27 protein-coding genes are annotated in these 23,858 nt (G+C 55.4%); 12 read left to right on the forward strand and 15 right to left on the reverse strand.

Annotated features, from left to right (window positions below; translation table 11 throughout):
- Positions 1 to 158: 158 nt before the first annotated feature.
- The 3 genes from mdoG (at position 159) to IM300_RS03575 (ending at position 4,545) form a co-directional block, all read left to right on the forward strand.
- Complete coding sequence (gene mdoG, locus IM300_RS03565; RefSeq protein ID WP_193035342.1) at positions 159 to 1,712, forward strand: glucans biosynthesis protein MdoG; 1,554 nt, start codon at positions 159 to 161, stop codon at positions 1,710 to 1,712.
- Positions 1,705 to 4,233, forward strand: coding sequence for a glucans biosynthesis glucosyltransferase MdoH (mdoH, locus tag IM300_RS03570; protein WP_193035344.1), 2,529 nt, complete (start codon positions 1,705 to 1,707; stop codon positions 4,231 to 4,233). Before mdoG ends, mdoH begins: the two co-directional genes overlap by 8 nt.
- An 84-nt stretch (positions 4,234 to 4,317) precedes the next feature.
- Positions 4,318 to 4,545 carry a YceK/YidQ family lipoprotein gene (locus tag IM300_RS03575; RefSeq protein ID WP_063866343.1) on the forward strand — a complete coding sequence of 76 codons (228 nt, stop codon included), beginning with the start codon at positions 4,318 to 4,320 and terminating at the stop codon, positions 4,543 to 4,545.
- Between the two features lie 7 nt (positions 4,546 to 4,552).
- Here IM300_RS03575 and IM300_RS03580 read toward each other — a convergent pair whose 3' ends face one another.
- From IM300_RS03580 to IM300_RS03590, 3 genes are all read right to left on the reverse strand, one after another.
- A complete protein-coding gene (locus IM300_RS03580; protein ID WP_107535100.1) occupies positions 4,553 to 4,927 on the reverse strand; it encodes a MysB family protein in 375 nt (124 codons plus the stop codon).
- 79 nt (positions 4,928 to 5,006) lie between these two features.
- Positions 5,007 to 6,242, reverse strand: a complete 1,236-nt coding sequence (gene mdtG, locus IM300_RS03585) for a multidrug efflux MFS transporter MdtG (RefSeq protein ID WP_064910749.1) — start codon at positions 6,240 to 6,242, stop codon at positions 5,007 to 5,009.
- 140 nt (positions 6,243 to 6,382) lie between these two features.
- Positions 6,383 to 7,309 carry a Kdo(2)-lipid IV(A) acyltransferase gene (locus tag IM300_RS03590; protein WP_193035346.1) on the reverse strand — a complete coding sequence of 309 codons (927 nt, stop codon included), beginning with the start codon at positions 7,307 to 7,309 and terminating at the stop codon, positions 6,383 to 6,385.
- A gap of 218 nt (positions 7,310 to 7,527) precedes the next feature.
- Here IM300_RS03590 and IM300_RS03595 point away from each other — a divergent pair, with 218 nt between their 5' ends.
- Positions 7,528 to 8,577, forward strand: coding sequence for a rhodanese-related sulfurtransferase (locus IM300_RS03595; protein ID WP_063866346.1), 1,050 nt, complete (start codon positions 7,528 to 7,530; stop codon positions 8,575 to 8,577).
- Between the two features lie 39 nt (positions 8,578 to 8,616).
- Here IM300_RS03595 and IM300_RS03600 read toward each other — a convergent pair whose 3' ends face one another.
- The 9 genes from IM300_RS03600 to mdtH form a co-directional block, all read right to left on the reverse strand.
- On the reverse strand, positions 8,617 to 9,195 hold the full coding sequence (locus IM300_RS03600; protein WP_063449087.1) for a YceI family protein: 579 nt from the start codon (positions 9,193 to 9,195) through the stop codon (positions 8,617 to 8,619).
- A gap of 1 nt (position 9,196) precedes the next feature.
- Complete coding sequence (locus tag IM300_RS03605) at positions 9,197 to 9,763, reverse strand: cytochrome b (protein ID WP_193032940.1); 567 nt, start codon at positions 9,761 to 9,763, stop codon at positions 9,197 to 9,199.
- Positions 9,764 to 9,988: 225 nt separating this feature from the next.
- Complete coding sequence (locus tag IM300_RS03610; protein WP_063449457.1) at positions 9,989 to 10,102, reverse strand: YceO family protein; 114 nt, start codon at positions 10,100 to 10,102, stop codon at positions 9,989 to 9,991.
- A 50-nt stretch (positions 10,103 to 10,152) separates the two neighbouring features.
- Positions 10,153 to 11,271, reverse strand: a complete 1,119-nt coding sequence (solA, locus tag IM300_RS03615; RefSeq protein WP_193035348.1) for an N-methyl-L-tryptophan oxidase — start codon at positions 11,269 to 11,271, stop codon at positions 10,153 to 10,155.
- Between the two features lie 111 nt (positions 11,272 to 11,382).
- On the reverse strand, positions 11,383 to 11,637 hold the full coding sequence (gene bssS / locus IM300_RS03620) for a biofilm formation regulator BssS (RefSeq protein ID WP_015570838.1): 255 nt from the start codon (positions 11,635 to 11,637) through the stop codon (positions 11,383 to 11,385).
- A gap of 274 nt (positions 11,638 to 11,911) precedes the next feature.
- Positions 11,912 to 12,157 (reverse strand): DNA damage-inducible protein I, encoded by a 246-nt coding sequence (gene dinI, locus IM300_RS03625; protein ID WP_193035350.1) that lies wholly within the window; start codon positions 12,155 to 12,157, stop codon positions 11,912 to 11,914.
- A gap of 74 nt (positions 12,158 to 12,231) precedes the next feature.
- A complete protein-coding gene (gene pyrC, locus IM300_RS03630) occupies positions 12,232 to 13,278 on the reverse strand; it encodes a dihydroorotase (protein ID WP_193035352.1) in 1,047 nt (348 codons plus the stop codon).
- A gap of 128 nt (positions 13,279 to 13,406) precedes the next feature.
- A complete protein-coding gene (locus IM300_RS03635; RefSeq protein WP_063866351.1) occupies positions 13,407 to 13,967 on the reverse strand; it encodes a lipoprotein in 561 nt (186 codons plus the stop codon).
- A 121-nt stretch (positions 13,968 to 14,088) separates the two neighbouring features.
- Entirely contained in the window at positions 14,089 to 15,297 is a 1,209-nt protein-coding gene (gene mdtH, locus IM300_RS03640; protein WP_193035354.1) for a multidrug efflux MFS transporter MdtH, read from the reverse strand.
- A 236-nt stretch (positions 15,298 to 15,533) separates the two neighbouring features.
- Between mdtH and rimJ the strand changes: the two genes are divergently transcribed.
- The 4 genes from rimJ to murJ all read left to right on the forward strand — a co-directional run bounded on the left by rimJ (position 15,534) and on the right by murJ (position 19,369).
- Positions 15,534 to 16,118, forward strand: coding sequence for a ribosomal protein S5-alanine N-acetyltransferase (gene rimJ / locus IM300_RS03645; protein WP_003858007.1), 585 nt, complete (start codon positions 15,534 to 15,536; stop codon positions 16,116 to 16,118).
- A 9-nt stretch (positions 16,119 to 16,127) separates the two neighbouring features.
- Entirely contained in the window at positions 16,128 to 16,778 is a 651-nt protein-coding gene (locus tag IM300_RS03650; RefSeq protein WP_193032938.1) for a YceH family protein, read from the forward strand.
- 2 nt (positions 16,779 to 16,780) lie between these two features.
- Positions 16,781 to 17,704, forward strand: coding sequence for a Gfo/Idh/MocA family protein (locus IM300_RS03655; RefSeq protein WP_112791707.1), 924 nt, complete (start codon positions 16,781 to 16,783; stop codon positions 17,702 to 17,704).
- Positions 17,705 to 17,833: 129 nt separating this feature from the next.
- Positions 17,834 to 19,369: a murein biosynthesis integral membrane protein MurJ gene (gene murJ, locus IM300_RS03660; RefSeq protein WP_063449079.1), complete on the forward strand. Its 1,536-nt coding sequence runs from the start codon at positions 17,834 to 17,836 to the stop codon at positions 19,367 to 19,369.
- Between the two features lie 58 nt (positions 19,370 to 19,427).
- Here the strand turns inward: murJ and flgN are convergent, their stop codons facing one another.
- The 3 genes from flgN to flgA form a co-directional block, all read right to left on the reverse strand.
- Positions 19,428 to 19,853 carry a flagella biosynthesis chaperone FlgN gene (gene flgN, locus IM300_RS03665; protein ID WP_112791708.1) on the reverse strand — a complete coding sequence of 142 codons (426 nt, stop codon included), beginning with the start codon at positions 19,851 to 19,853 and terminating at the stop codon, positions 19,428 to 19,430.
- A 4-nt stretch (positions 19,854 to 19,857) separates the two neighbouring features.
- Positions 19,858 to 20,151 (reverse strand): flagellar biosynthesis anti-sigma factor FlgM, encoded by a 294-nt coding sequence (gene flgM / locus IM300_RS03670; protein ID WP_063449077.1) that lies wholly within the window; start codon positions 20,149 to 20,151, stop codon positions 19,858 to 19,860.
- Between the two features lie 93 nt (positions 20,152 to 20,244).
- A complete protein-coding gene (gene flgA, locus IM300_RS03675) occupies positions 20,245 to 20,904 on the reverse strand; it encodes a flagellar basal body P-ring formation chaperone FlgA (protein ID WP_063449076.1) in 660 nt (219 codons plus the stop codon).
- Positions 20,905 to 21,061: 157 nt separating this feature from the next.
- On the opposite strand from flgA, the gene flgB reads away from it, so the two are divergent.
- The 4 genes from flgB to flgE are packed head-to-tail and all read left to right on the forward strand — an operon-like array spanning position 21,062 to position 23,843.
- Positions 21,062 to 21,478 carry a flagellar basal body rod protein FlgB gene (flgB, locus tag IM300_RS03680; RefSeq protein WP_047353550.1) on the forward strand — a complete coding sequence of 139 codons (417 nt, stop codon included), beginning with the start codon at positions 21,062 to 21,064 and terminating at the stop codon, positions 21,476 to 21,478.
- Between the two features lie 3 nt (positions 21,479 to 21,481).
- Positions 21,482 to 21,886 (forward strand): flagellar basal body rod protein FlgC, encoded by a 405-nt coding sequence (gene flgC / locus IM300_RS03685; protein WP_003857997.1) that lies wholly within the window; start codon positions 21,482 to 21,484, stop codon positions 21,884 to 21,886.
- A gap of 11 nt (positions 21,887 to 21,897) precedes the next feature.
- Positions 21,898 to 22,608 carry a flagellar hook assembly protein FlgD gene (flgD, locus tag IM300_RS03690; RefSeq protein WP_102749679.1) on the forward strand — a complete coding sequence of 237 codons (711 nt, stop codon included), beginning with the start codon at positions 21,898 to 21,900 and terminating at the stop codon, positions 22,606 to 22,608.
- Between the two features lie 26 nt (positions 22,609 to 22,634).
- Entirely contained in the window at positions 22,635 to 23,843 is a 1,209-nt protein-coding gene (flgE, locus tag IM300_RS03695) for a flagellar hook protein FlgE (protein ID WP_063449074.1), read from the forward strand.
- Positions 23,844 to 23,858 lie beyond the last annotated feature (15 nt).

Consider the following 23,858-nt stretch of genomic DNA (forward strand, 5'->3'; position numbering starts at 1 on the left):
AGGATAAGCACGCAAAGTGAAAAGCGGGTTCTTTCATTTGCTTAATCCATGAGCCAGCGAGCTGAACAAAGCAGTGATAATGTTGTCGGATTGCCTGAGTTTCCATTAAAATGGATCGGATCGATATAAGCACACAAAGGGGGAAGTGCTTACTTATTATGAAACATAAACCACAAATGATGAAAATGCGTTGGTTGGGTGTTGCAGTGCTGTTGTCACTGTATACCTCATCTGCACTGGCCTTTAACATCGATGATGTCGCAAAACAGGCAAAATCGATGGCGGGCAAGAGCTATGAAGCGCCAAAAAGTAACCTGCCCTCCGTTTTCCGCGACATGAAATACGCGGACTATCAGCAGATCCAGTTCAATCACGATAAAGCGTACTGGAACAATATTAAAACCCCGTTCAAGCTTGAATTTTACCACCAGGGTATGTACTTCGACACGCCGGTTGCCATCAATGAAGTGACGGCGACCGCGGTACGCAAAATCAAGTACAGCCCGGATTATTTCAATTTTGGCGGTGTGCAACACGATAAAGACACGGTGAAAGACCTCGGCTTCGCAGGCTTCAAGGTGCTTTATCCGATTAACAGCAAAGATAAAAACGACGAAATCGTCAGCATGCTTGGCGCCAGCTACTTCCGCGTGATTGGCGCGGGGCAGGTGTACGGGCTTTCTGCGCGCGGTCTGGCGATTGATACCGCGCTGCCATCAGGTGAAGAATTCCCTCGTTTTCGCGAGTTCTGGATCGAACGTCCAAAACCAACCGACAAACGTCTGACAATTTATGCGCTGCTGGACTCCCCTCGTGCGACCGGCGCTTATCGCTTCGTGATCATGCCTGGGCGTGACACGGTGGTTGACGTGCAGTCTAAAGTTTACCTGCGCGATAAAGTGGGCAAGCTGGGCGTTGCGCCACTGACCAGTATGTTCCTGTTTGGGCCGAATCAGCCGTCTCCGGCAACCAACTTCCGTCCTCAACTTCATGATTCTAATGGCCTCTCCATCCATGCCGGTAACGGCGAGTGGATCTGGCGCCCGCTGAACAACCCGAAACACCTCGCGGTCAGCAGCTTTGCGATGGAAAACCCGCAGGGCTTTGGTCTGCTGCAACGTGGCCGTCAGTTCTCCCGCTTTGAAGATCTGGATGACCGCTACGATCTGCGCCCAAGCGCCTGGGTTACGCCGAAAGGCGACTGGGGTAAAGGCAAGGTTGAGCTGGTTGAAATTCCAACCAACGATGAAACCAACGACAACATCGTGGCGTACTGGACACCGGATCAGCTGCCGGAAGCCGGTAAAGAGATGAACTTCAAGTATGCGATCACCTTCAGCCGTGACGAAGACAAACTGCACGCGCCGGATAACGCGTACGTGATGCAGACGCGTCGTTCGACGGGTGACGTGAAGCAGTCCAACCTGATTCGTCAGCCGGATGGCACGCTGGCGTTTATCGTGGACTTCACCGGGCAGGATATGAAAAAACTGGCGCCGGATACTGCCGTGACGTCACAGGCGAGCATTGGCGATAACGGTGAAATCGTTGAGAACGCCGTGCGCTACAATCCGGTGACCAAAGGGTGGCGTTTGACCCTGCGCGTGAAGGTGAAAGATCCGAAACAGACCACTGAAATGCGCGCCGCGCTGGTCAGTAACGATAAGCCGCTGAGTGAAACCTGGAGCTATCAGCTACCTGCCAATGAATAATACATCTGAATATATTGATGCCATGCCGCTGACGGACATTGAAAAAGCGGCACTCCCTGCGAGCGACATCCGCGCGGTTCACACCGCGCTGGATGGTGAACACCGTCACTTTTCCCGTGATGATGATACGCCGCTGGGGTCAGTGAAGGCACGTCTGGAGCAGGCATGGCCGGACTCGCTGGCTGAAGGGCAGTTGATCAAGGATGACGAAGGGCGTGACCAGCTACAGGCAATGCCGAAGGCCACGCGTTCCTCTATGTTCCCCGATCCGTGGCGCACCAACCCGGTGGGCCGCTTCTGGGATCGCCTGCGTGGGCGTGACGTAACGCCGCGCTATCTGTCGCGTCTGACCAAAGAACAGCAGGCGTCCGAGCAGAAATGGCGTACCGTGGGAACGATTCGTCGTTACATTCTGCTGCTGCTGACGCTGGCGCAAACGGTCGTCGCCACCTGGTACATGAAAACCATTCTGCCGTACCAGGGCTGGGCGCTGATAAACCCTGCTGACATGATTGGCCAGGATATCTGGGTCTCCTTCATGCAGCTGCTGCCGTACATTTTACAGAGCGGCATCCTTCTGCTGTTCGCCGTGCTGTTCTGCTGGGTCTCCGCCGGGTTCTGGACCGCGCTGATGGGCTTCCTGCAACTGCTGATGGGACGTGACAAATACAGCATTTCCGCGTCAACGGTCGGGGATGAACCCCTGAATCCCGAGCACCGTACCGCGCTGATCATGCCTATCTGTAACGAAGACGTTGACCGCGTATTCGCAGGGCTGCGTGCAACCTGGGAGTCCGTGAAGGCGACCGGTAACGCGGCGCATTTCGACGTCTACATCCTGAGCGACAGCTACAACCCGGATATCTGCGTGGCAGAGCAAAAAGCCTGGATGGAGCTGATTGCCGAAGTGCAGGGCGAAGGACAGATCTCCTACCGTCGTCGTCGTCGCCGCGTGAAGCGTAAAAGCGGGAACATCGATGACTTCTGTCGTCGTTGGGGTAACCAGTACAGCTATATGGTGGTACTGGATGCAGACTCCGTCATGAGCGGCGATTGCCTGAGCGGTCTGGTGCGTCTGATGGAAGCTAACCCAAACGCGGGTATCATTCAGTCTTCGCCAAAAGCCTCCGGTATGGACACGCTGTATGCGCGCTGCCAGCAGTTTGCGACCCGCGTCTATGGGCCGCTGTTTACCGCCGGTCTGCACTTCTGGCAGCTGGGCGAGTCTCACTACTGGGGCCACAACGCCATTATCCGCGTGAAGCCGTTCATCGAGCATTGTGCGTTGGCGCCGCTGCCGGGTGAAGGGTCATTTGCCGGGTCCATTCTGTCGCATGACTTTGTGGAAGCCGCGCTGATGCGCCGTGCAGGGTGGGGCGTCTGGATTGCCTACGATCTGCCGGGCTCGTATGAAGAGCTGCCGCCGAACCTGCTGGATGAGCTCAAGCGTGACCGCCGCTGGTGTCACGGTAACCTGATGAACTTCCGCCTGTTCCTGGTGAAGGGGATGCACCCTGTTCACCGGGCGGTGTTCCTGACGGGCGTGATGTCCTATCTCTCTGCACCGCTGTGGTTTATGTTCCTCGCGCTCTCGACCGCGTTGCAGGTCGTGCATGCCCTGACGGAGCCGCAGTACTTCCTGCAACCGCGCCAGCTGTTCCCGGTGTGGCCGCAGTGGCGTCCGGAGCTGGCGATTGCGCTGTTCGCGTCGACCATGGTGCTGCTGTTCCTGCCGAAGCTGCTCAGTATCGTTCTGATCTGGTGTAAAGGTTCAAAGGAGTACGGTGGTTTCTGCCGCGTAACCCTTTCACTGCTGCTGGAAGTGCTGTTCTCGGTCCTGCTGGCACCGGTGCGTATGCTGTTCCACACGGTATTCGTGGTGAGCGCGTTCCTGGGTTGGGAAGTGGTGTGGAATTCACCGCAGCGTGACGATGACTCCACGCCGTGGAGTGAAGCCTTTATGCGCCACGGCTCTCAGCTGCTGCTGGGGCTGGTGTGGGCTGTCGGGATGGCCTGGCTGGATCTGCGTTTCCTGTTCTGGCTTGCGCCAATCGTCTTCTCGCTGATCCTGTCGCCGTTTGTGTCGGTGATCTCCAGCCGTTCGACGGTGGGCCTGCGTACCAAACGCTGGAAGTTGTTCCTGATCCCGGAAGAGTATTCTCCGCCGCAGGTGCTGGTGGATACCGATACCTACCTGGAGCAGAACCGCAAACGCACGCTGGATGATGGCTTTATGCACGCCGTGTTCAACCCGTCATTCAACGCCCTGGCAACTGCAATGGCGACCGCGCGTCACCGCGCCAGCCAGGTGCTGGAGATCGCCCGCGATCGCCACGTTGAGCAGGCGCTGAACGAGACGCCAGAAAAGCTTAACCGCGATCGTCGTCTGGTGCTGCTGAGCGATCCGGTGACGATGGCAAGGCTTCACTACCGCGTGTGGTCCGCGCCGGAGAGATACTCTTCGTGGGTGAACTACTATAAAGACGTGAAGCTGAACCCGCTGGCCCTGAAAGCGAAATAAGTTGTTAAGTAGGGCGGGTAAGCGAAGCGCCACCCGCCAAATAAAATACCGGCTTAATCGCCGGTATTTTTTTAGAGGTTACTCATGAGAATATTCATTGTCGTGATGATGGCATGCCTGCTCAGCGGCTGCGGCAGCATTATCAGCCGCACCATACCCGGACAGGGCCACGGAAATCAGTACTATCCCGGCGTACAGTGGGATGTGCGTGATTCCGCGTGGCGCTATCTCACCGTGCTCGATCTGCCGTTTTCGCTGATTTTCGATACGCTATTGCTGCCCATCGATGCCAGCCACGGCCCGTACGAGTAGCGGGAGCTTAACGCTCGTCCCATTCATCCGCTGCGGCCTGACCTTCTTCCGTATCCAGCGGCGGTTCGAGCTGAAACTCACCTTCGTCCCATTCGTGCAGCGTATTTTCTTCGAGCCACTCCTGACGTAACTCAATTTCGTCATAGTCGCCGTCGAATACGGCCTGCGCACCTTCACCACTCAGCATCGGCAGACATTCTCCGTCTTCACCTTCATCAGCAAAGAACTCGGCCTGCCACATAATATCTCCGTCCTGTAGGACATATTTTTGGATATTGAGTTGTTGCACGTCAGCATCTTCTTCCTCAATGCCGGGATTATCGGCGAGGAATTCTTCGCGAGCGGCATCAATTGCTTCTTCCAGCGTGGCGTACATGGTCATTAGTGTCTCCCTGTTTTTCGTGAAGGTATTCAGGGAAAGAATAGCTGATTATATGATTTTGCAAGTATGAATAAGAAAATTAGCCGTCACGATGTTGTGTTATGCGCGCCGGGCGTAGCGCCCGGGACAAGCTGAGCCAGGAATAGACGGCGTTGAACAGCACGACGCCTGCCGTCACGATAAAAACGGCCCGGAAACCAAAACTGGCCGAAACCCCCGCCCCGACCAGCGGCCCGGTGACGTTACCCAGATCGCGAAACGACTGGTTGTAGCTAAAGATACGCCCGGCAATCTGGTTGGTGGAGTTATAAACCAGCAGCGTCTGCACCGCCGGGAGCAACGCGCCATCCGCAGCCCCCAGCAGGAAGCGCAGCACCCCGAGTTGCCACGGCGATTGCACCATCGACATGGGGATAAGCAGCAGAACGGAGACGATCAGGGCACAGATGAGGATCTTCTCCGGGCCGATGCGGTCTCCCAGCTTGCCGAGCCGCGGCGCGCTCAGCAGCGCGGCCACGCCGGGCACGGAGGCGATCAGTCCGCTGATAAAGGCAATGTTTCCGACGTTTCCGGCCAGATCACGCACATAAAGCGTCAAAATAGGCGCAATGGAGCCGGTAGCCACCTGAATAATCATGGTGGTTACAAACAGGCTCAGCACCAGCTTTGGGTTTTTCAGCGAGGCCAGCACGTCACGGGCGTGCAGCATCTCTTTTTTGGCCACGGGGGTGAAATTCTCGCGGATGCAGATAAGCGTCACGAGGAAGCAGAGGAACAACACGCTGGCGGTAATGAAGAAGACCGGCCGCAGTCCGTAGTGGTCGGCCAGCAGCCCGCCTGCCAGCGGACCGAGCAGCGCGCCGCTTACGCCGCCAGTGGAAAGCGTACCCAACGCCCAGCCGCTTTTCTGGCGCGGGATTTGGGTGGCAATCAGAGCGTTAGCATTCGGGATAAACCCTCCGAGCAGGCCCAGGAGCGCGCGTAAGATCAGGAACTGCCAGACGTTCTGCGCCACGCCCATCAGCAGCATAATGATTGCCATCCCGAGCGCGGAGCGCAGCAGCATGATTTTGCGGCCTTTACGGTCGGCCAGGCCACCCCAGAACGGCGACGCAATGGCGGAGAACAGGAACGTAATGCTGAACACCAGCCCGGACCACATATTCAACGCGCTGTGGCCGGTCACGCCGAGCTGTTCAACGTAAAGCGGCAGGAAGGGCATGACCAGGCTGAAGGCGGCGCCGGTAAGAAAACAGCCCAGCCACGCAACCGTCAGGTTACGTTTCCAGTTTATGGGAGCATCTGAGGGGGACATAACTATCCGCATTATGGGGTGCAGGGCACCGTGACCAGTGAGGTAATAAGCCTGCTAATTATGCGCCAGGGTTATGATTGCCGCAATGACGGGAGCTTTTAAAGCTAAAACAACATGCGACCCGGAAGGCCGCATGTCGATTAATAACGAGAAGGGACGCCCTGAGGCCGGGTTTTGAAACGGCGATGCAGCCACATGTACTGCTCCGGGGCGAGCATAATGCATTTCTCCACAATGCCGTTCATCCAGCGCGCGGTAGTTTCTGCGTCGTCGAGCGGCGGAGCGAGTTCCGGCTCCAGCATGATGAGCTGATAGCCTGAACCGTCCGGCTTACGGCGCGGCACAAACGGCACGATAGCGGCTTTGGACATTCGCGCCAGCATCCAGGTCCCGGTGGTCGTCGCGGCCTCTTCCACCGCAAAGAACGGGACAAACACGCTGGATTGCGGGCCGTAGTCATGATCCGGGGCATACCAGACCACCTCACCTGATTTCAGGGCGCGGATCATCCCCTTCAGGTCTTTGCGGTCGATCATGCTTTTGTTGGAGCGCATGCGTCCGTTGGTCTGGATCAAATCGATCACCGGATTGTCGTTAGGACGATAAACGCCAATACCCGGCGCCTGCATGCCGAACATGCGTGCGCCAATTTCGAGGGTCAGGAAATGAACGCCTATCAGCAGGACGCCAGTCTGGTTGGCCTGGAGATGATGCACGGGATCCATGCCGGTGCCGGCCACTTCCGTCCAGCGCGCCATGCGCTTATCCGACCAGAACCAGGCCATGCCGGTCTCCATCAGCCCCATACCGACCGATTCGAAGTTTTTCACCACCCTGTCGTGGCGCTCAGATTCACTCATCTGAGGAAAGCAAAGCTCAAGGTTGCGATACGCGATCCTGGCGCGACGCTTCATAAACTGTTGAGCAATGCGGCCCAGTCCTTTACCCATGCGGAAAATGATCGGATAAGGCAGCTGTACAATGAGCCACAACAAGCCAATCCCTGACCAGGTTAACCAATAGCGGGGGTGCAAAAGCGCGGCAGTAAATTTCGGTAACTGGGTCATGTCTGTCCTGTGTTCTTACGTCCTGAAGGGCTATTGTCTCATTTTTTAATGGATAGCCAAAATATCTGTCATCGAAACATGAAAGAGTCTGCAAGTGTTAAGTCTGATAAATCAGATTGACTGAAATGTAGCGTAAATTGTGTGGATGTAAATTGTCTTTGTTTGCTATATCATGCCGACCGATTTTTATTTCTCAACGATTGCAGGACTTGTACACCATGCCAGTGTTACACAACCGCGTTTCGAATGAGATGTTGAAAGCGCGCATGTTGGCCGAAACCGAACCGCGCACAACGATCTCTTTCTATAAATATTTCACCATCAACGATCCACAGGCGACCCGCGATGCGCTTTACCAGGCTTTCACCGCCCTGAACGTGTTTGGCCGCGTCTATCTGGCGCGAGAGGGGATTAACGCGCAGATCAGCGTGCCTGAAAGCAAGGTCAGCGCCTTCCGCGATCTCCTCTACGGGTTTGATCCCGCGCTTGATGGGGTTCGCCTGAACATTGCGCTGGATGATGACGGTAAATCATTCTGGGTGCTGCGCATGAAGGTGCGTGAGCGTATTGTGGCGGATGGTATTGACGATCCGAGCTTCAATGCCGGCAATGTGGGTGAGTACCTTAAGGCCGCTGAAGTGAATGCGATGCTCGACGATCCGGACGCGGTATTCATCGATATGCGTAACCACTATGAATATGAAGTGGGCCACTTTGAAAATGCGATGGAGATCCCTGCCGACACCTTCCGCGAGCAGTTGCCGAAAGCCGTAGAGATGATGCAGGAGCATAAAGACAAAAAGATCGTGATGTACTGCACCGGGGGGATCCGCTGCGAAAAAGCCAGTGCCTGGATGAAGCACAACGGTTTTAATAAAGTCTGGCACATTGAGGGCGGGATCATTGAGTATGCCCGCCGCGCCCGCGAGCAGGGTTTACCGGTGCGTTTTATCGGTAAGAACTTTGTGTTTGACGAGCGTATGGGCGAGCGAATTTCAGAGGATGTGATCGCGCACTGCCACCAGTGCGGTACGCCGTGCGATACGCATACCAACTGCAAAAACGACGGTTGTCATCTGCTGTTTATTCAGTGTCCTGCCTGTGCCGAGAAGTACAATGGCTGCTGTAGCGAGCTGTGCAGTGAAGAGAGTCTGCTGCCTGAAGAAGAGCAACGCCGCCGCCGTGCCGGCCGCGAGAACGGGAATAAGATCTTTAATAAATCCCGGGGTCGACTGAATACCAAACTGGGTATTCCGGACCCGGAGTAAAACGATGCCCGGCGGCGCAAAAGCCTGCCGGGCCTTTTTTTATGACTTCTGCTGAACGCCTTCCACCGAAATAATCAGCTCCACGTCCTGCGATGCCGGGCCTAAATCCGTGGTGATATTAAAATCTTTCAGATGAATTTTGCCTGCGGCTTCAAAACCAGCGCGTTTGCCGCCCCACGGGTCGTCGCCCTGGCCGATTAATTTCGCTTCCAGCGTTACCGGTTTTGTTACGCCGTTCAGCGTCAGATTACCGGTAATATTCAGCTCATCACCGTCTTTCTTCACCGCTGTCGACGCGAAGGTGGCTTGCGGGAATTTCGCCACGTTCAGGAATTCAGCGCTGCGCAGATGTTTATCACGCTCGGCGTGGTTAGTATCGACGCTGTTGGTATTAATGGTGACATTCACTTTATCGGCAGCAGGATTTTTCTCGTCGAAAGTGAAAGTGCCATCGAAATCATTGAACGTGCCATATAACCAGCTGTAACCCAGATGCTGAATACGGAAATTGACGAAGGCATGCTGACCCTCTTTATCAATTTTATAGTCAGCAGCGACAGCCGAACCGGTGGTGAATAACAGCGAACCTAATGCGATACCCAACAGGCGTTTTTTCATTTTATGCTCCAGAGTCAACTGACGAACGGCCAAGCATGCGCTTCAGCGTATCGTCTTTATCAATAAAGTGGTGTTTCAGGGCCGCAAGGCCGTGCAGAACCGATAAGATCACCACGCTCCATGCCAGCCACAGATGAACCACACCTGCGGTGTCAGCCTGTGAACCGGCGTCAGCCAGCGTGGCAGGGACGTCAAAAAGTCCAAACACGCTGATCGGCTTGCCGTCTGCGGTCGAAATGAGATAGCCGCTGATCAGAATGGCGAACAGCAGGGCATAGAGTGCGATATGTGCGCCTACAGCGCTGATGCGGGTAAAACGACCATGGCTCCTGGGGGCAGGTGGGGGTGGAGAGATATGTCGCCAGATCACGCGAATAACCAGACCCATCATCAGCAGAACCCCAATGCTTTTGTGCAATTCGGGAGCCTGATGATACCAACCGTCATAATAGCTTAATGTCACCATCCAGAGGCCGAGACCAAACATGGCATAGACGGCAAGCGCAAATAGCCAGTGTAAACACATGGATATTATTCCGTAGCGGCTGGAGGAGTTACGCCATTGCATATGAATTTCCGTTCTCAAATGTCTGTGCACTAAAAATGAACGGGTTAAATAAATAATGCAACTGAAAAAAAAGAATAATGATTTTTATTTAATTTATTTCAGCGAATTTGAATGTGTTTGCGCGATGTAATTCAATCGCTTCGTTCAATAAATTTGAGATGAGTTTTTATAAAAAAAGAAGTTAAATAAGCTTAAAGGAGTGTCAGTAAATGTCAGCGAGTATTCTCAAAAGAATACGATATAGATGACGTCAACGATCGCCAGCAGAGACCAGAGCACAATGTAGAGCATGAAATGCTCGCGAATGTTATTGATCAGATAATTCACCAGTCTGCGCATCATGCCCCTCTCGCTAAACAGGCTCCGGTTATTCGGAGCCTGTGGAGGTATTATCTGTCAAAGCGCGAGAGCGCGAAGGGGGTGAGATCAAACGAAGGCGCGATCCCCTGCGCAAACTGGGCGGCGATTTCGCCTAGCACCGACGCAAATTTAAACCCGTGACCGCTGAGCCCGGTTACGATCAGGGTATTGTCGTGTTCGGGCAGCGTGTCGATGATGAAGTCTTCATCCGGCGTGTTGTCGTAGGTGCACGCTGCGCCGTAAAGCAATCCGCCTACGCCCGGCAGAATATTACGCAGGAACGTGAAGGCTTCGGAACCATCCTGCGGATAGGCTCCGTACGGCTTGCGCTCTTGTGCAGAGGAAATAACCTGCCCGCCGTTGTGTTTGCCTATCTTGAGCGCGTCTTTTTCCGAAGGGAAACCGTAGAATTGATCGCCATTGGGTAATTCGCCCGTAAACGCCGGGAATTTGTTCTGGCTGCTGTAACGCCCGTCAGACTGGAACCACGAGAAGACTTTGCGCACCGGCTGGATGGGCAGGTCCGGCAGCAGTTTTGTCACCCACGTTCCCGTACTGACCAGCAGGCGTGCGGCGGTATATTCACCCTCAGACGTGGTGACGGTTGAACCATCGGCATGGTGGGTTATGCCCGTGACCGGACAGTTGAACAACTGCGCGCAGCCCGCTTTGGCAGCGAGATCGATCCAGGTCTTGATGGCCGTTTCGCTGTGCAGCACGCCGGAGTTGGCTTCAAACAATCCAATATAATCTTCAGGGACAGAAATTTCCGGCCAGCGCGCCATAATGCCGTTCGCATCCAGACGCTCAACGTCCAGGCGGTAGGCTTTCGCGCTCTCCTCGACGTTCGCCAGAAACGTGGAGTTGGCAGGCCCGAGGTTAATGACCCCGGTGCGCTCAAAAATGCGCTCCTCGGTGCGTGTCGCCAGTTCGTCCCACAGCGTCTGAGCCCGAAGCACCAGCGGTACATAGCGTTCACCTTCACCGTAAGCGTGACGGATCAAACGGGTATCGCCGTGATGGCTTCCTTCAGAATGGGGGGGAAGGTGGGCGTCAATCATCAGCACATTCAGACCCGCCTGCGTGGCGTAATAACCGGCGGCAGATCCTACGGAGCCGCTTCCGATAATGATCAAATCGTATTTCATAGGCTTCTCTTTACTAACGCTTTGTTAGCAGAGTAATTAACTATGTGGGCTTATACAAGAACGAAATAAATAAGGCACCGCGAGGGTGCCTGTTGAGTGAAGGGCATAAGATTAATGCCGTTTATACTCATTTTCCTGATAGTCGCCAGATTCTATTTTTGCGATGCCTGCTTCCAAAATAGAGATAAACTGACGGGCGACGTCTGTTGTAAGCCACAGCGTCTGTCCAACTTCCGCTTCATCACGGTTTTGCTGATTTGGGGTCTGGTAGTGCAAACGCAGCATCAGCGCATCGTAGCTGTCTACGGTGCTGATATCCCAGCCAACAAGCGGATGGGTCTGGATCACTTCACTATTCTTTTCCATTATAACCCCCTTAATGCGTGTTAGAAGACAACGACTTTGAGGTTCAATGCATGTTTTTCTGAAAGCAATTTCAGTATATCAATTAATAAGGGTTCAGAAGGAAAAAATAAACGGGTAGCAACACATTTTTATGCTTTTTAGGATTGTTCGAGCAATAAAACACCATCTTGTTCACGATTTTCTAAGAAGATGCTGAAATATTTTGAACTTACAGGAGACGAAACGAAAAAAAGCCGGGGCGACCCGGCAAAAAAACACAATGAGGGAGCAAATTTTAATCTGTGATGAACCAGTCGTCGGCGCTTTCCCAGGTTTCCTGCAAAATTTCGCTGATGCGGTCTTTGTCTTCTTTCGCGCCGCCGATGACGGAAAGATGGTTTGCCGTTGCATAACGTACCGTTACGGCGCCATCGTTTTCAGGAAAAGTGCTGTTAATACGTCGGGATAGCTCACCCGCCAGCGCGTCGAGTGCGCCAGCAGGCAGGACGGTGCTTTTGGCAATGGTGACTTCAATACGCATAAATGCCCCCTGTGTAATATACTGTTTATTTATACAGTTATATTGTCGGTTTGACAACAGGGGGCGACAGTTTTTTAGCGTTTTACCGTCCAGCTTACGGTTTCACCGGCGAGGAACGGGATCAGCGTATCATCGGTGAGCGCAATCGACTCTTCAACCTGGCTTTCTTTACGCTCCAGCTCAATGAAGGTGTCATTGACCGGCAGACCGTAGAAACGTGGACCGTTGAGAGAGCAGAAGGCTTCGAAATGCTCTAGCGCGTTCATCTCTTCAAACACGGTTGCGTAACTTGCGAGTGCGGTCGGCGCGTTGAAGCAGCCTGCACAGCCGCAGCTCGCCTCTTTCCGGTGACGGGCATGCGGGGCGGAATCCGTGCCAAGAAACGCGCGAGGGAAGCCGCTGGCCACCAGCTCACGCAGCGCCTGCTGGTGGATATTGCGCTTAAGGATCGGCAAACAGTACAGATGTGGGCGAACCCCGCCCACCAGCATGTGGTTACGGTTAAACATCAGGTGCTGCGGGGTGATGGTGGCGGCAATCAGTTCGTTTCCATCCCGGACGTACTCTGCGGCATCTTTGGTCGTGATATGTTCAAACACCACCTTCAGCCCCGGAAGACGCTGGCGCAGCGGCTCCATTACCGTTTCAATAAAACGCGCTTCACGATCGAAAATATCAATGTCAGCGTGGGTCACTTCCCCGTGCACCAGCAGCGGCATCCCCAGTTTTTGCATACGCTCCAGAACAGGCATGATGGCGTCAACGCTGGTCACCCCATGGCTGGAGTTGGTGGTGGCGTTTGCCGGGTAGAGCTTCGCGGCGGTGAACACACCTTCGTTAAACCCGCGTTCAACCTCATTGGGATCCAGCGAGTCCGTCAGGTAGCAGGTCATCAACGGGGTAAAATCGTGCCCGGCCGGAACGGCGTCAAGGATACGCTGGCGATAGGCGATCGCGGCCTCGACGGTGGTGACTGGTGGAACCAGGTTAGGCATTACAATCGCACGGCCATAAATTTCGCTGGTATACGGCACGACGGTTTTCAGCATATCGCCATCACGAAGATGGATATGCCAGTCGTCTGGGCGGCGGATTTTGAGAACCTGGGATTGTACAGTCATGGAAGCTCCGGCTTGAAAGAGATCAGTCATAAGATGGCTGTTTTTGCCGGACACAAATCATAAGCGGAAACGTTTTCGTTTGCACACACTTCCGTTAAAAAAAACGGGCGCCTGAGCGCCCGGAGTCTTTAGTCGGTAAAAGGAATGATGATTTCACCCGGCTTCACCTCTATCCCTTTGGCATATTTTTTCGCCAGAGATTCGCCCTTACTCTTGTCTTCGCTCAGAACGTAGGCGGGCTGCTGGTTAAAGTAGTTCTGCAACGACTGGTTGAGATAAGGCATCAGCGTTTGCAGCACCGGTTTCATTTTGTCCGGCGTCACAACCGCGTCCACAATTTCCATCTCTTGCAGGAAAATTGCCCCTTTCTCTTTATTAAAGACCGGCAGCGCCTTGAGCTTCAGCTTAATGTCCGCTTTCTGATTGCCGAACAGCGAGGTCATGTCCAGGCTGGCATCGCCGGAAAGGGTGACTTTGTTAGGCTCCTCGCGACCAATCTGACTGGCGAGATTCGTCAGAACGATATGCGCATCCGCAAGGCCGGGTACGCCGATATCTTTTGAAAAGTTATTATGTTTTTCCAGCGCCTGATTAATTTCCTGCTCACTGACGGTGTACTGCGTAAGCTGGTTACATCCCACCAGCAGACCACTGACAACTAACGCAGCGGCAATAACGATCTTTTTCATGGCGTTCCTCAACATAAAATCGGCGCATCTGTCCTGATACGCCAGTATGTCAGGGTGATCCAGCAGAAACCAGCAGAAAAAACTGATAGTGGAGGGAGGCAAATTTCCTCCCGCCAGAAGGTCAGGCGCCGGGCTCCAGCATCCCGCGCGTGCTGCGTTTATCGCTGAACTGCCACCAGAGGGCAATCAGCGTCATAAAGCCGACCATGCCGAGCATGACCCACGGCAGCTCCGGCTGATGGAGCGCTTTTCCGGCATCAAACAGCCAGCCGCCGCCGGTGTAACCCAGTGCGCCGCCAAGCGCCAGCCCAAGACGGCTGAACCCCATGTAGCTGCCCCGGGCGCGAGCGTCGGCAAGCGACGCGCTCAGCGTTTCACGGGCTGGCTCGGCAATGATGGAGCCAATATAGAAGGAGCAGATCAGCATAAACAGCTGCTGGAGTGAGCTCACCAGGCCGATGGGCATCATGCTCAGCGTCATCAGCAACAGCCCGGCCATCAGACGGTGCTCAAGCCGGAAACGGCGCTCGCTCCAGCGGGCAATCGGATAAAGCAGCGTCAAAGAGAGGCAGGCCTCAATGGCATACATCCATTTCACCGCCGCCGGCGTGCCGGCAATATCATTAACCATGATCGGCAGCATCAGCATGACCTGCACGGCAAGCATGTAGTAGCCGGTCAGGGTTAACACATACGTGACGAAGCGTTTATCGCTCAGCACGCGGTCAAGCCCTTCCCGCACTGGCGCTTTAACTGTCGACAGTTTCCACGCAGGCAGAAAAAGACCGTTAAACAGCGCGCAGAGAATAAACAACACCGCGCCGGTGGCGCAGACCAGGCGGAAATCGTATTGCAGCAGCCAGCTTCCCAGCAGGGCGCCCACGACCGCGCCGGCGCTGTCCTGCATCATTAAAATTGAGAAGAAGCGACCCCGGTGTTGCGGGCGGATCAGCTTAACCACCAGCGCGGTACGCGGCGGGTCGAAAAGGGTGCCGCCAATGCCGGAAAGGAAACAGGAGAACCACAGCAGCCAGGGTTCATGCGCGATGGCCATCGTGGCGAAGCCCGCCGCACGTAACAGCATGCCGGTGACAATCATCGGTTTTGCGCCGAAGCGGTCGGCAATGGCGCCGCCAAACACGCCCAGGCCCTGTTGGACAAACTGGCGTAAGCCCAGCGCGATCCCGACCATCAACGCCGCCCAGCCCATTTGATCGACAAAACGAATCGATATAAGCGGAAAAACGACAAAAAAGCCGAGCACGACCAGCATGTTATCGACGAGCAGGAAATATTTACCCAGGCTCCTGGCCTGTGATACGCGGGACATTTTCCCTCCAGGGAAAACAGAAGGTGAGCACGCTAACATTCTGCGGTGCCGCCACGCTTTTTCCCATACCCGCTGGCGACAATATTTTTTTATCAAAAAGGTGCTTTGATAGAGAGTTCTCATCGAAAAATGTGAAAAGCGATCAAAATGGTATGTCACTGTTTTCACAGAAGGCACAGGCACAGGTATAGTAAAGCTAACTGGCAGAGCAGAATCGACGGGAAGGAGTGGTATCGATGTTTGGCTATCGCAGTAATGTGCCAAAAGTGCGTCTGACGACGGACAGGCTGGTCGTTCGTCTGGTGCATGAGCGTGATGCCTGGCGTCTGGCGGATTATTACGCCGAGAATCGCCAGTTTTTAAAACCCTGGGAACCCGTTCGGGACGAGAGCCACTGCTACCCCTCCGGCTGGCAGGCGCGCCTCAGTATGATTGCGGAATTTCACAAGCAGGGAAGCGCGTTTTATTTCGCGCTTCTCGATCCGGAAGAGAAAGAGATCGTTGGCATTGCCAATTTTTCAAACGTGGTGCGCGGGTCGTTTCACGCCTGTTACCTTGGGTATTCCATTGGCCAAAAATGGCAGGGGCAGGGGCTTATGTTTGAGGCGCTGACGGCGGCGATCCGCTACATGCAGCGCACGCAGCATATCCATCGCATTATGGCGAACTATATGCCGCACAATAAGCGCAGCGGCGATCTGCTGGCCCGTCTGGGGTTTGAAAAAGAGGGCTATGCCAAAGATTACCTGCTGATTGACGGCGAGTGGCGGGACCATGTCCTCACCGCGCTCACCACGCAGGAGTGGACCGCAGGTCGTTAAGGAGAAAAGATGAAATATCAGTTAAATGGCGCCGAGGCGCGCGTGATTGGCTGCCTGCTGGAAAAGCAGGTCACGACGCCGGAACAGTATCCCCTTTCCGTCAATGCCGTCACGATGGCCTGCAACCAGAAGACGAACCGTGAGCCGGTGATGAACCTGGGCGAACACGAGGTGCAGGATATCCTCGACGAGCTGGTGAAACGCCACTACCTGCGTACCGTCAGCGGCTTCGGCAATCGCGTCACTAAATATGAACAGCGCTTTTGTAATTCTGAATTTGGCGATTTAAAACTCAGCGCTGCGGAAGTGGCTGTTATCACCACGCTGCTGCTGCGCGGGGCGCAGACGCCGGGGGAACTGCGTACGCGCGCCTCTCGCATGCATGAATTTCGTGATATGCAGGACGTTGAACAGACGCTGGAGGGGCTGGCGTCACGTGAGGACGGTCCTTACGTGGTGCGCTTACCCCGCGAGCCGGGCAAGCGCGAAAGCCGCTATATGCACCTGTTCAGCGGCGACGTGGATACCTCTGCGCTGGCCGCTGACTCCGACGCGCCAGCGTCAAACGACAGCCTGACCGCGCGCGTGGCAGCCCTGGAAGAAGAGGTTGCCGGGCTGAAGCAGCGTCTGGATGCTTTACTCGCACACCTGGGAGATTAAACGTGACAACATTACGCATTGGCGTTGTGGGCCTGGGCGGGATTGCGCAAAAAGCCTGGCTGCCCGTTTTAGGCGCAGCGTCAGACTGGACGCTGCAAGGGGCGTGGTCGCCTACCCGTGAAAAAGCAGAGCGCATCTGCGAAACCTGGCGCATCCCTTATGCCGGTTCGCTACAGGATTTAGCCCGTGAATGTGATGCGGTATTTGTGCATACCTCTACGGCAACGCACTACCAGGTGGTGAGCGAGCTGCTGAACGCGGGCGTTCACGTCTGCGTGGATAAGCCGCTGGCGGAAAATGTGCAGGATGCTGAACGTCTGATTGAGCTGGCTGCGCGTAAAAAGCTGACGCTGATGGTCGGTTTCAACCGCCGTTTCGCCCCGCTCTATCAGCAGCTCAAGGCTCAGTCCGGCTCGTTTGCCTCTCTGCGAATGGATAAGCACCGTACCGACAGCGTGGGGCCGAACGATCTGCGCTTCACGCTGCTGGATGATTATCTCCACGTTGTGGATACGGCGCTGTGGCTGAGTAACGGAAATGCACGCCTGCAAAGCGGCACGCTGCTGACTAACGAGCAGGGCGAGATGGTCTACGCCGAGCATCATTTTGCCGTTGAACATGTGCAGGTGACGACCAGCATGCACCGCCGGGCGGGCAGCCAGCGCGAGTCCGTGCAGGCCGTTACGGATGGGGCGCTGTATGACGTCACCGATATGCGTGAGTGGCGGGAAGAGAAGGGCAACGGCGTGGTCGCGTTACCCGTTCCCGGCTGGCAGAGCACGCTGGAGCAGCGCGGCTTTGTAGGCTGCGCGCGTCACTTCATCACCTGCGTGCAAAATCAGACGGTGCCTGAAACGTCCGGCGAGCAGGCAATTCTGGCGCAACGCATTGTGGAACGACTCTGGCGCGACGCGATGTCGGAATAACCCGCTGTAACATCTGCCGATAGTAATTCCTTAAAATCCGGTTAGACTAAGCGCCGCTTGTTGGCTTTGCCGGGTGGCGCTAACGCTTACCCGGCCTACAAATCCGTAGGGTTGTGGAACTTCACGTTAATGAACTTATTAAAATCGCTGGCAGCCGTCAGCTCGATGACCATGTTTTCCCGCGTGCTTGGCTTTGCGCGCGATGCCATTGTGGCAAGGGTTTTTGGCGCAGGGATGGCAACGGACGCCTTTTTCGTCGCGTTTAAGCTGCCGAACCTGCTGCGCCGTATTTTTGCCGAAGGGGCCTTTTCACAGGCGTTTGTCCCGATCCTCGCGGAATATAAAAGCAAGCAGGGCGAAGATGCCACCCGTGTTTTTGTGGCCTACGTTTCCGGTTTACTGACCCTGGCGCTGGCGATCGTCACCGTTCTTGGGATGCTGGCAGCGCCCTGGGTAATCATGGTAACGGCACCGGGCTTTGCCGACACGGCGGATAAATTTGCCCTGACGACGCAGCTGCTGCGTATCACCTTCCCCTATATCCTGCTGATTTCACTGGCGTCACTGGTGGGTGCCATCCTGAATACCTGGAACCGCTTCTCCGTTCCGGCTTTTGCCCCCACGTTCCTCAACGTCAGCATGATTGGCTTTGCGCTGTTCGCCGCGCCGCATTTTAACCCGCCGGTGCTGGCGCTGGCCTGGGCCGTGACCGTCGGCGGCGTACTACAGCTTGCCTACCAGCTTCCGCATCTGAAAAAGATCGGCATGCTGGTTCTGCCACGCATCAATTTCAAAGACGCGGGGGCAATGCGCGTTATCAAACAGATGGGACCGGCGATCCTCGGCGTCTCCGTCAGCCAGATCTCGCTCATCATCAATACCATCTTTGCCTCCTTCCTGGTGTCGGGCTCGGTCTCCTGGATGTATTACGCCGACCGCCTGATGGAGTTTCCGTCCGGGGTGCTGGGCGTGGCGCTGGGGACTATTCTGCTGCCGTCGCTGTCGAAAAGTTTTGCCAGCGGCAATCATGATGAATATTGCCGCCTGATGGACTGGGGCCTGCGTCTCTGTTTCCTGCTGGCGTTACCCAGCGCGGTGGCGCTGGGGATCCTGGCGAAACCGCTGACGGTGTCGCTGTTCCAGTATGGAAAATTCACCGCCTTTGATGCCGCCATGACGCAGCGTGCGCTTGTGGCCTATTCGGTGGGGCTGATGGGGCTGATTGTCGTGAAGGTGCTAGCGCCCGGCTTCTATTCACGTCAGGACATCAAAACGCCGGTTAAGATTGCCATTGTGACGCTGATCATGACTCAGCTGATGAACCTGGCGTTTATTGGTCCGCTGAAACACGCGGGTCTGTCACTGTCGATTGGTCTGGCGGCCTGTCTCAACGCCGGGCTGCTGTACTGGCAGCTGCGCAAGCAGGATATCTTCACCCCGCAGCCGGGCTGGGCAAGCTTCCTGCTGCGCCTGGTGATCGCGGTACTGGTGATGGCGGCAGCGCTGGTTGGCATGCTGTACGTGATGCCTGACTGGGCGCAGGGCACTATGCCATATCGCCTGATGCGTCTGATGGCCGTGGTGGCCGTGGGCGTAGTGGCATATTTTGCCACGCTGGCGGTGCTTGGCTTCAAGGTGAAAGAGTTCACCCGCCGCACGGTATAAACGCCAAAAGGGGAGTCACCAGACGGTGCTCCCCGTTTCATGACGTGCCGCTACTGCGTCAAATCGAAATCTTTTTCCCGCCCGTAATACGTGCAGTAGACGTCTGACCATCCGCACCGTACAGTCCCGGCTCTTTATAGGGCTTCAACACCTCAAGCGCCTGCTGATTACGGATAATCTGACCTTCCAGCAGCCAGCCGTTATGCTGGTTGAGATCGCGTAGATGCTGGGTTTTTTCTGTAATGGTCTGCCAGCGTTCGTTGATCTCGTCATTGGCGCTGCGTTTCGCGTCTTGCTCAGCGCGTCGCTGTTTTTCCAGATAATCCAGGGTCGCCAGCAGCGAGCTTTTGTCTTCAGTAATGCGTTGCAACGCGCTGCCGTTGATTTGACCAGAAGAGAGGTGGTGCTGTTCTGCGTCCATCACCGTTTTCAGGTCGTTCAGGACCACCGTCATCTGATCCAGTATTTCTGACAGTCGACTCATACGGTTAGTTACTCTGGAGGAAACTCTGTGCGTCCTGAATCAGCGCATCAGCGATTTTGCTGGTATCCATTTTCAGTTCGCCGTTACGAATAGCCGTTTTCAGCGCTTCAACACGTTCCATGTTGATATCGCTGCTGCCCGGCTGCATCAGCTTCGACTGCGCATCGCTCAGCGTGACGCTGGTGCTGTTAGCGGTCGACGTTTTTTCCAGACGCGCTTTCTGCGGGGCAGCCTCGTTCGTTTCGCGAGGTTGTACAGTGCTAACCGGCTTCAGGGCTGATGTACGATCAATGCTCATAGTGTTGTCCTCATCGAGGGTTCGCGGCGTTTGCGCCTGACATCATCATTTGTTGAATATTTATCGGCAGTCGCCGCGAAATCTTTAAAAAGATTACAGGTTAATCAGAATATTCCCATCAGGACCGACCGTGCCGCTGACCACCTGGCCTGAGGACATTCTGACCCGGGCATTTTGCGCCACTGCGGCGTTATTCAGCGCCTTTCCTTCACTGTTGATGCTAAAGCCGTCGCCATTGGCGACCACCATCACCTGTTGTCCGGCTTTTACCCGCCATGCCTGGCGCAGCATAGAGAGCTGTATCGCCTGTCCAGGGGCGACATCTCGCAGGCTGACCGCTTCCTGAGCCTGGTTAATGTCCAGCATAGTCCGCGGAGGAAGCTGATCCAGCCGGCCACGCTTCAGCGTTACGCTGTCAGGTTGCAGCAGGCTGCCTCGCGGAATCGGAACGGCGGCGACAACATAATTGCCCGTCGCCTGTACCGCAACCTGTAAATACCGTTTTTCGTTGGCGCAACGCGCCAGCACGTTCACGTTGCCCCATAACTTTGTGCTGCCGGTCACGCTAAATGACGGGGCTTCGCAGGACGGGTAAAGGTTAGGCGGGGTGCGCACGGTCACGCGTACGTCATCGCTGAAGCCGGCCAGCTTCTGCGCAAAGAAAGCATTGAGCTGGTCCTCTAACCCTTCAGCCTGCACCAGAGGGCTCAAAAGCAACAGGGTCGCCGCCAGGCCACGTTTAAAAGTCCGCATCGCACGTTCCACCATGTCCAGAATTAAGCAAATTCTACCCGCAGTGGTTTTGCATCAACGCAATAAATAGCGACGCATTTTGCGCTTATTCCGTCGATAGGGGAGACGGGGTGAGATTTAAGCTGTGAACTGAAATTTTCTCATCAGCGGAGGAGACATGCTCGATAAACTCGACGCCGCGTTACGTTTTCAGCAGGAAGCGCTCAACTTACGCGCCCAGCGGCAGGAGATTTTAGCCGCCAATATCGCCAACGCGGATACTCCCGGGTATCAGGCGCGCGATATTGATTTTTCCAGTGAACTTAAAAAAGTGATGGAGCGTGGACGTGCCGAAGGAACGGGTGTCTCACTTGCCCTGACATCCTCACGGCATATTCCCGCTCAGGCGATGACCGCGCCATCAACCGACTTACTTTACCGTATTCCCGATCAACCTTCGCTTGATGGTAACACCGTCGACATGGACCGGGAGCGCACTCAGTTTGCCGATAACAGTCTGCAATACCAGACCGGCCTGACGCTTCTCGGCGGGCAAATCAAAGGCATGATGACCGTCCTACAGGGGGGCAATTAGTAAATGGCCTTGCTGAATATTTTTGATATCGCCGGTTCGGCATTAACGGCGCAGTCCAAACGACTGAACGTGGCGGCCAGCAACCTGGCCAACGCCGACAGCGTGACCGGCCCGGACGGACAACCGTATCGCGCTAAACAGGTCGTCTTCCAGGTGGATGCTGCACCGGGTGCGGCAACGGGCGGCGTGAAGGTGGCGGATGTGGTTGAGAGCCAGGCACCTGACAAGCTGGTTTACGAGCCAGGCAATCCGCTCGCGGATGCCAGCGGTTACGTGAAAATGCCAAACGTGGACGTGGTCGGGGAGATGGTGAACTCCATGTCCGCGTCACGCAGCTACCAGGCAAACGTCGAAGTGCTTAATACCGTGAAGAGCATGATGCTCAAAACACTCACTCTCGGCCAGTAAAGGAGACACGCATGTCCATCGCCGTAAACGTGAATGACCCGACCAATACCGGCGTCAGCAGCACCAGCAGTGCGACCGGTTCCAGTTCCCTTACCGGGAGCAATGCCTCCGATTTACAGAGCAGCTTTCTGACCCTGCTGGTGGCGCAGCTGAAAAATCAGGATCCAACCAACCCGATGCAGAACAACGAACTGACCACGCAGCTTGCGCAGATCAGCACCGTCAGCGGCATTGAGAAACTAAACACCACGCTGGGCTCTGTCTCCGGTCAAATCGATAACAGCCAGTCCTTACAGGCCGCCAACCTGATCGGTCATGGAGTGATGATCCCGGGGACCACGATCCTGGCGGGTACCAGCACCACCGAAGGCACATCCACCACAACCACGACGCCGTTTGGCGTTGAGTTGCAGCAGCCGGCCGACAAAGTCACCGCCACAATCAAAGACGCCAGCGGCAACGTGGTGCGCACGATTGAGATTGGCGAGCTTAAGGCGGGCGTACATACCTTTACCTGGGATGGCAGCCTGACCGACGGCACCAAAGCCCCTAACGGCTCGTATCAGGTTGCGATTAGCGCCAGCAGCGGCACCACTCAGCTGGTGGCGCAGCCGCTACAGTTTGCCCTGGTTCAGGGCGTCATCAAGGGTAGCGATGGCAACAAACTGGATTTGGGTACTTCCGGTACCACCACACTCGACGAAGTTCGGCAGATTATCTAAGCCTTCATACTTATCAGGAGTAAGTCATGGCCTTTTCTCAAGCGGTCAGCGGCCTGAATGCTGCGGCCACCAACCTGGACGTCATTGGCAACAACATCGCCAACTCCGCGACCTATGGTTTTAAATCCGGTTCTGCGTCTTTTGCAGATATGTTTGCAGGCTCTAAAGTGGGTCTGGGCGTGAAGGTTGCGGGTATCACCCAGGACTTCACCGACGGCACGACCACCAACACCGGTCGCGGCCTGGACGTCGCCATCAGCCAGAACGGTTTCTTCCGCATGGTGGACGCTAACGGTTCCGTGTTCTACAGCCGTAACGGCCAGTTCAAGCTGGATGAAAACCGTAACCTGGTGAACATGCAGGGGCTTCAGTTAACCGGTTACCCGGTTGCAGGCACGCCTCCTACGGTGCAAACCGGTGCGAATCCGCAGGCGATCTCCATTCCCACGACGCTGATGGCGGCGAAGTCCACCACCACGGCCTCTCAGCAGATCAACCTGAACTCCACCGATACCGCGCCAACCGTCGCCTTCGATTCGACCAACCCTGACTCTTACAACAAGAAAGGCACCGTGACGGTGTTTGACAGCCAGGGTAATGCGCACAACATGAACCTGTTCTATGTCAAAAACGCGACTCCGGCAAACTCATGGAAAGTGTATGCGCAGGACGGCAGCGTAGCGGGAGATACCGCTAAGCTGGCAACAACGCTGACCTTTAACGCGAGCGGCGTACTGACGGGTGGCGATGATATCAAGATCACAACAGGCACCGTTCCGGGTGCGACGCCAGCCACGTTTGACATGAGTTTCGCGAACTCCATGCAGCAGAACACCGGTGCGAACAACATCGTGGCGACGAGCCAGAACGGCTATAAGCCGGGCGACCTGGTGAGCTACCAGATCAACGATGACGGCACCGTTGTCGGTAACTACTCGAACGAACAGACCCAGGTGCTGGGCCAGATCGTGCTGGCTAACTTCGCCAACAACGAAGGCCTGAAGTCCGAAGGGGATAACGTCTGGTCTGCCACGCAGTCTTCCGGTGTTGCCCTGCTGGGCACCGCGGGCTCCGGTAACTTCGGCACGCTGACCAACGGCGCGCTGGAAGCGTCCAACGTCGATCTGAGTAAAGAACTGGTGAACATGATCGTCGCGCAACGTAACTACCAGTCGAACGCGCAGACCATCAAAACCCAGGATCAGATCCTCAACACGCTGGTTAACCTGCGTTAAGCAGCTGACGGGAAA

Origin of the sequence: Enterobacter cloacae complex sp. I2, assembly GCF_014896205.1 — a bacterium.
In the GTDB taxonomy this organism is placed as follows: Bacteria; Pseudomonadota; Gammaproteobacteria; order Enterobacterales; family Enterobacteriaceae; genus Enterobacter; species Enterobacter quasihormaechei.

Bases quoted from the DNA above. Each gene is read 5' to 3' on its own strand.
- mdoG (WP_193035342.1), top strand. From the start codon at position 159: ATGAAACATAAACCACAAATGATGAAAATGCGTTGGTTGGGTGTTGCA.
- mdoH (WP_193035344.1), top strand. From the start codon at position 1,705: ATGAATAATACATCTGAATATATTGATGCCATGCCGCTGACGGACATT.
- IM300_RS03575 (WP_063866343.1), top strand. From the start codon at position 4,318: ATGAGAATATTCATTGTCGTGATGATGGCATGCCTGCTCAGCGGCTGC.
- IM300_RS03580 (WP_107535100.1), bottom strand. From the start codon at position 4,927: ATGACCATGTACGCCACGCTGGAAGAAGCAATTGATGCCGCTCGCGAA.
- mdtG (WP_064910749.1), bottom strand. From the start codon at position 6,242: ATGTCCCCCTCAGATGCTCCCATAAACTGGAAACGTAACCTGACGGTT.
- IM300_RS03590 (WP_193035346.1), bottom strand. From the start codon at position 7,309: ATGACCCAGTTACCGAAATTTACTGCCGCGCTTTTGCACCCCCGCTAT.
- IM300_RS03595 (WP_063866346.1), top strand. From the start codon at position 7,528: ATGCCAGTGTTACACAACCGCGTTTCGAATGAGATGTTGAAAGCGCGC.
- IM300_RS03600 (WP_063449087.1), bottom strand. From the start codon at position 9,195: ATGAAAAAACGCCTGTTGGGTATCGCATTAGGTTCGCTGTTATTCACC.
- IM300_RS03605 (WP_193032940.1), bottom strand. From the start codon at position 9,763: ATGCAATGGCGTAACTCCTCCAGCCGCTACGGAATAATATCCATGTGT.
- IM300_RS03610 (WP_063449457.1), bottom strand. From the start codon at position 10,102: ATGCGCAGACTGGTGAATTATCTGATCAATAACATTCGCGAGCATTTC.
- solA (WP_193035348.1), bottom strand. From the start codon at position 11,271: ATGAAATACGATTTGATCATTATCGGAAGCGGCTCCGTAGGATCTGCC.
- bssS (WP_015570838.1), bottom strand. From the start codon at position 11,637: ATGGAAAAGAATAGTGAAGTGATCCAGACCCATCCGCTTGTTGGCTGG.
- dinI (WP_193035350.1), bottom strand. From the start codon at position 12,157: ATGCGTATTGAAGTCACCATTGCCAAAAGCACCGTCCTGCCTGCTGGC.
- pyrC (WP_193035352.1), bottom strand. From the start codon at position 13,278: ATGACTGTACAATCCCAGGTTCTCAAAATCCGCCGCCCAGACGACTGG.
- IM300_RS03635 (WP_063866351.1), bottom strand. From the start codon at position 13,967: ATGAAAAAGATCGTTATTGCCGCTGCGTTAGTTGTCAGTGGTCTGCTG.
- mdtH (WP_193035354.1), bottom strand. From the start codon at position 15,297: ATGTCCCGCGTATCACAGGCCAGGAGCCTGGGTAAATATTTCCTGCTC.
- rimJ (WP_003858007.1), top strand. From the start codon at position 15,534: ATGTTTGGCTATCGCAGTAATGTGCCAAAAGTGCGTCTGACGACGGAC.
- IM300_RS03650 (WP_193032938.1), top strand. From the start codon at position 16,128: ATGAAATATCAGTTAAATGGCGCCGAGGCGCGCGTGATTGGCTGCCTG.
- murJ (WP_063449079.1), top strand. From the start codon at position 17,834: ATGAACTTATTAAAATCGCTGGCAGCCGTCAGCTCGATGACCATGTTT.
- flgN (WP_112791708.1), bottom strand. From the start codon at position 19,853: ATGAGTCGACTGTCAGAAATACTGGATCAGATGACGGTGGTCCTGAAC.
- flgM (WP_063449077.1), bottom strand. From the start codon at position 20,151: ATGAGCATTGATCGTACATCAGCCCTGAAGCCGGTTAGCACTGTACAA.
- flgA (WP_063449076.1), bottom strand. From the start codon at position 20,904: ATGCGGACTTTTAAACGTGGCCTGGCGGCGACCCTGTTGCTTTTGAGC.
- flgB (WP_047353550.1), top strand. From the start codon at position 21,062: ATGCTCGATAAACTCGACGCCGCGTTACGTTTTCAGCAGGAAGCGCTC.
- flgC (WP_003857997.1), top strand. From the start codon at position 21,482: ATGGCCTTGCTGAATATTTTTGATATCGCCGGTTCGGCATTAACGGCG.
- flgD (WP_102749679.1), top strand. From the start codon at position 21,898: ATGTCCATCGCCGTAAACGTGAATGACCCGACCAATACCGGCGTCAGC.
- flgE (WP_063449074.1), top strand. From the start codon at position 22,635: ATGGCCTTTTCTCAAGCGGTCAGCGGCCTGAATGCTGCGGCCACCAAC.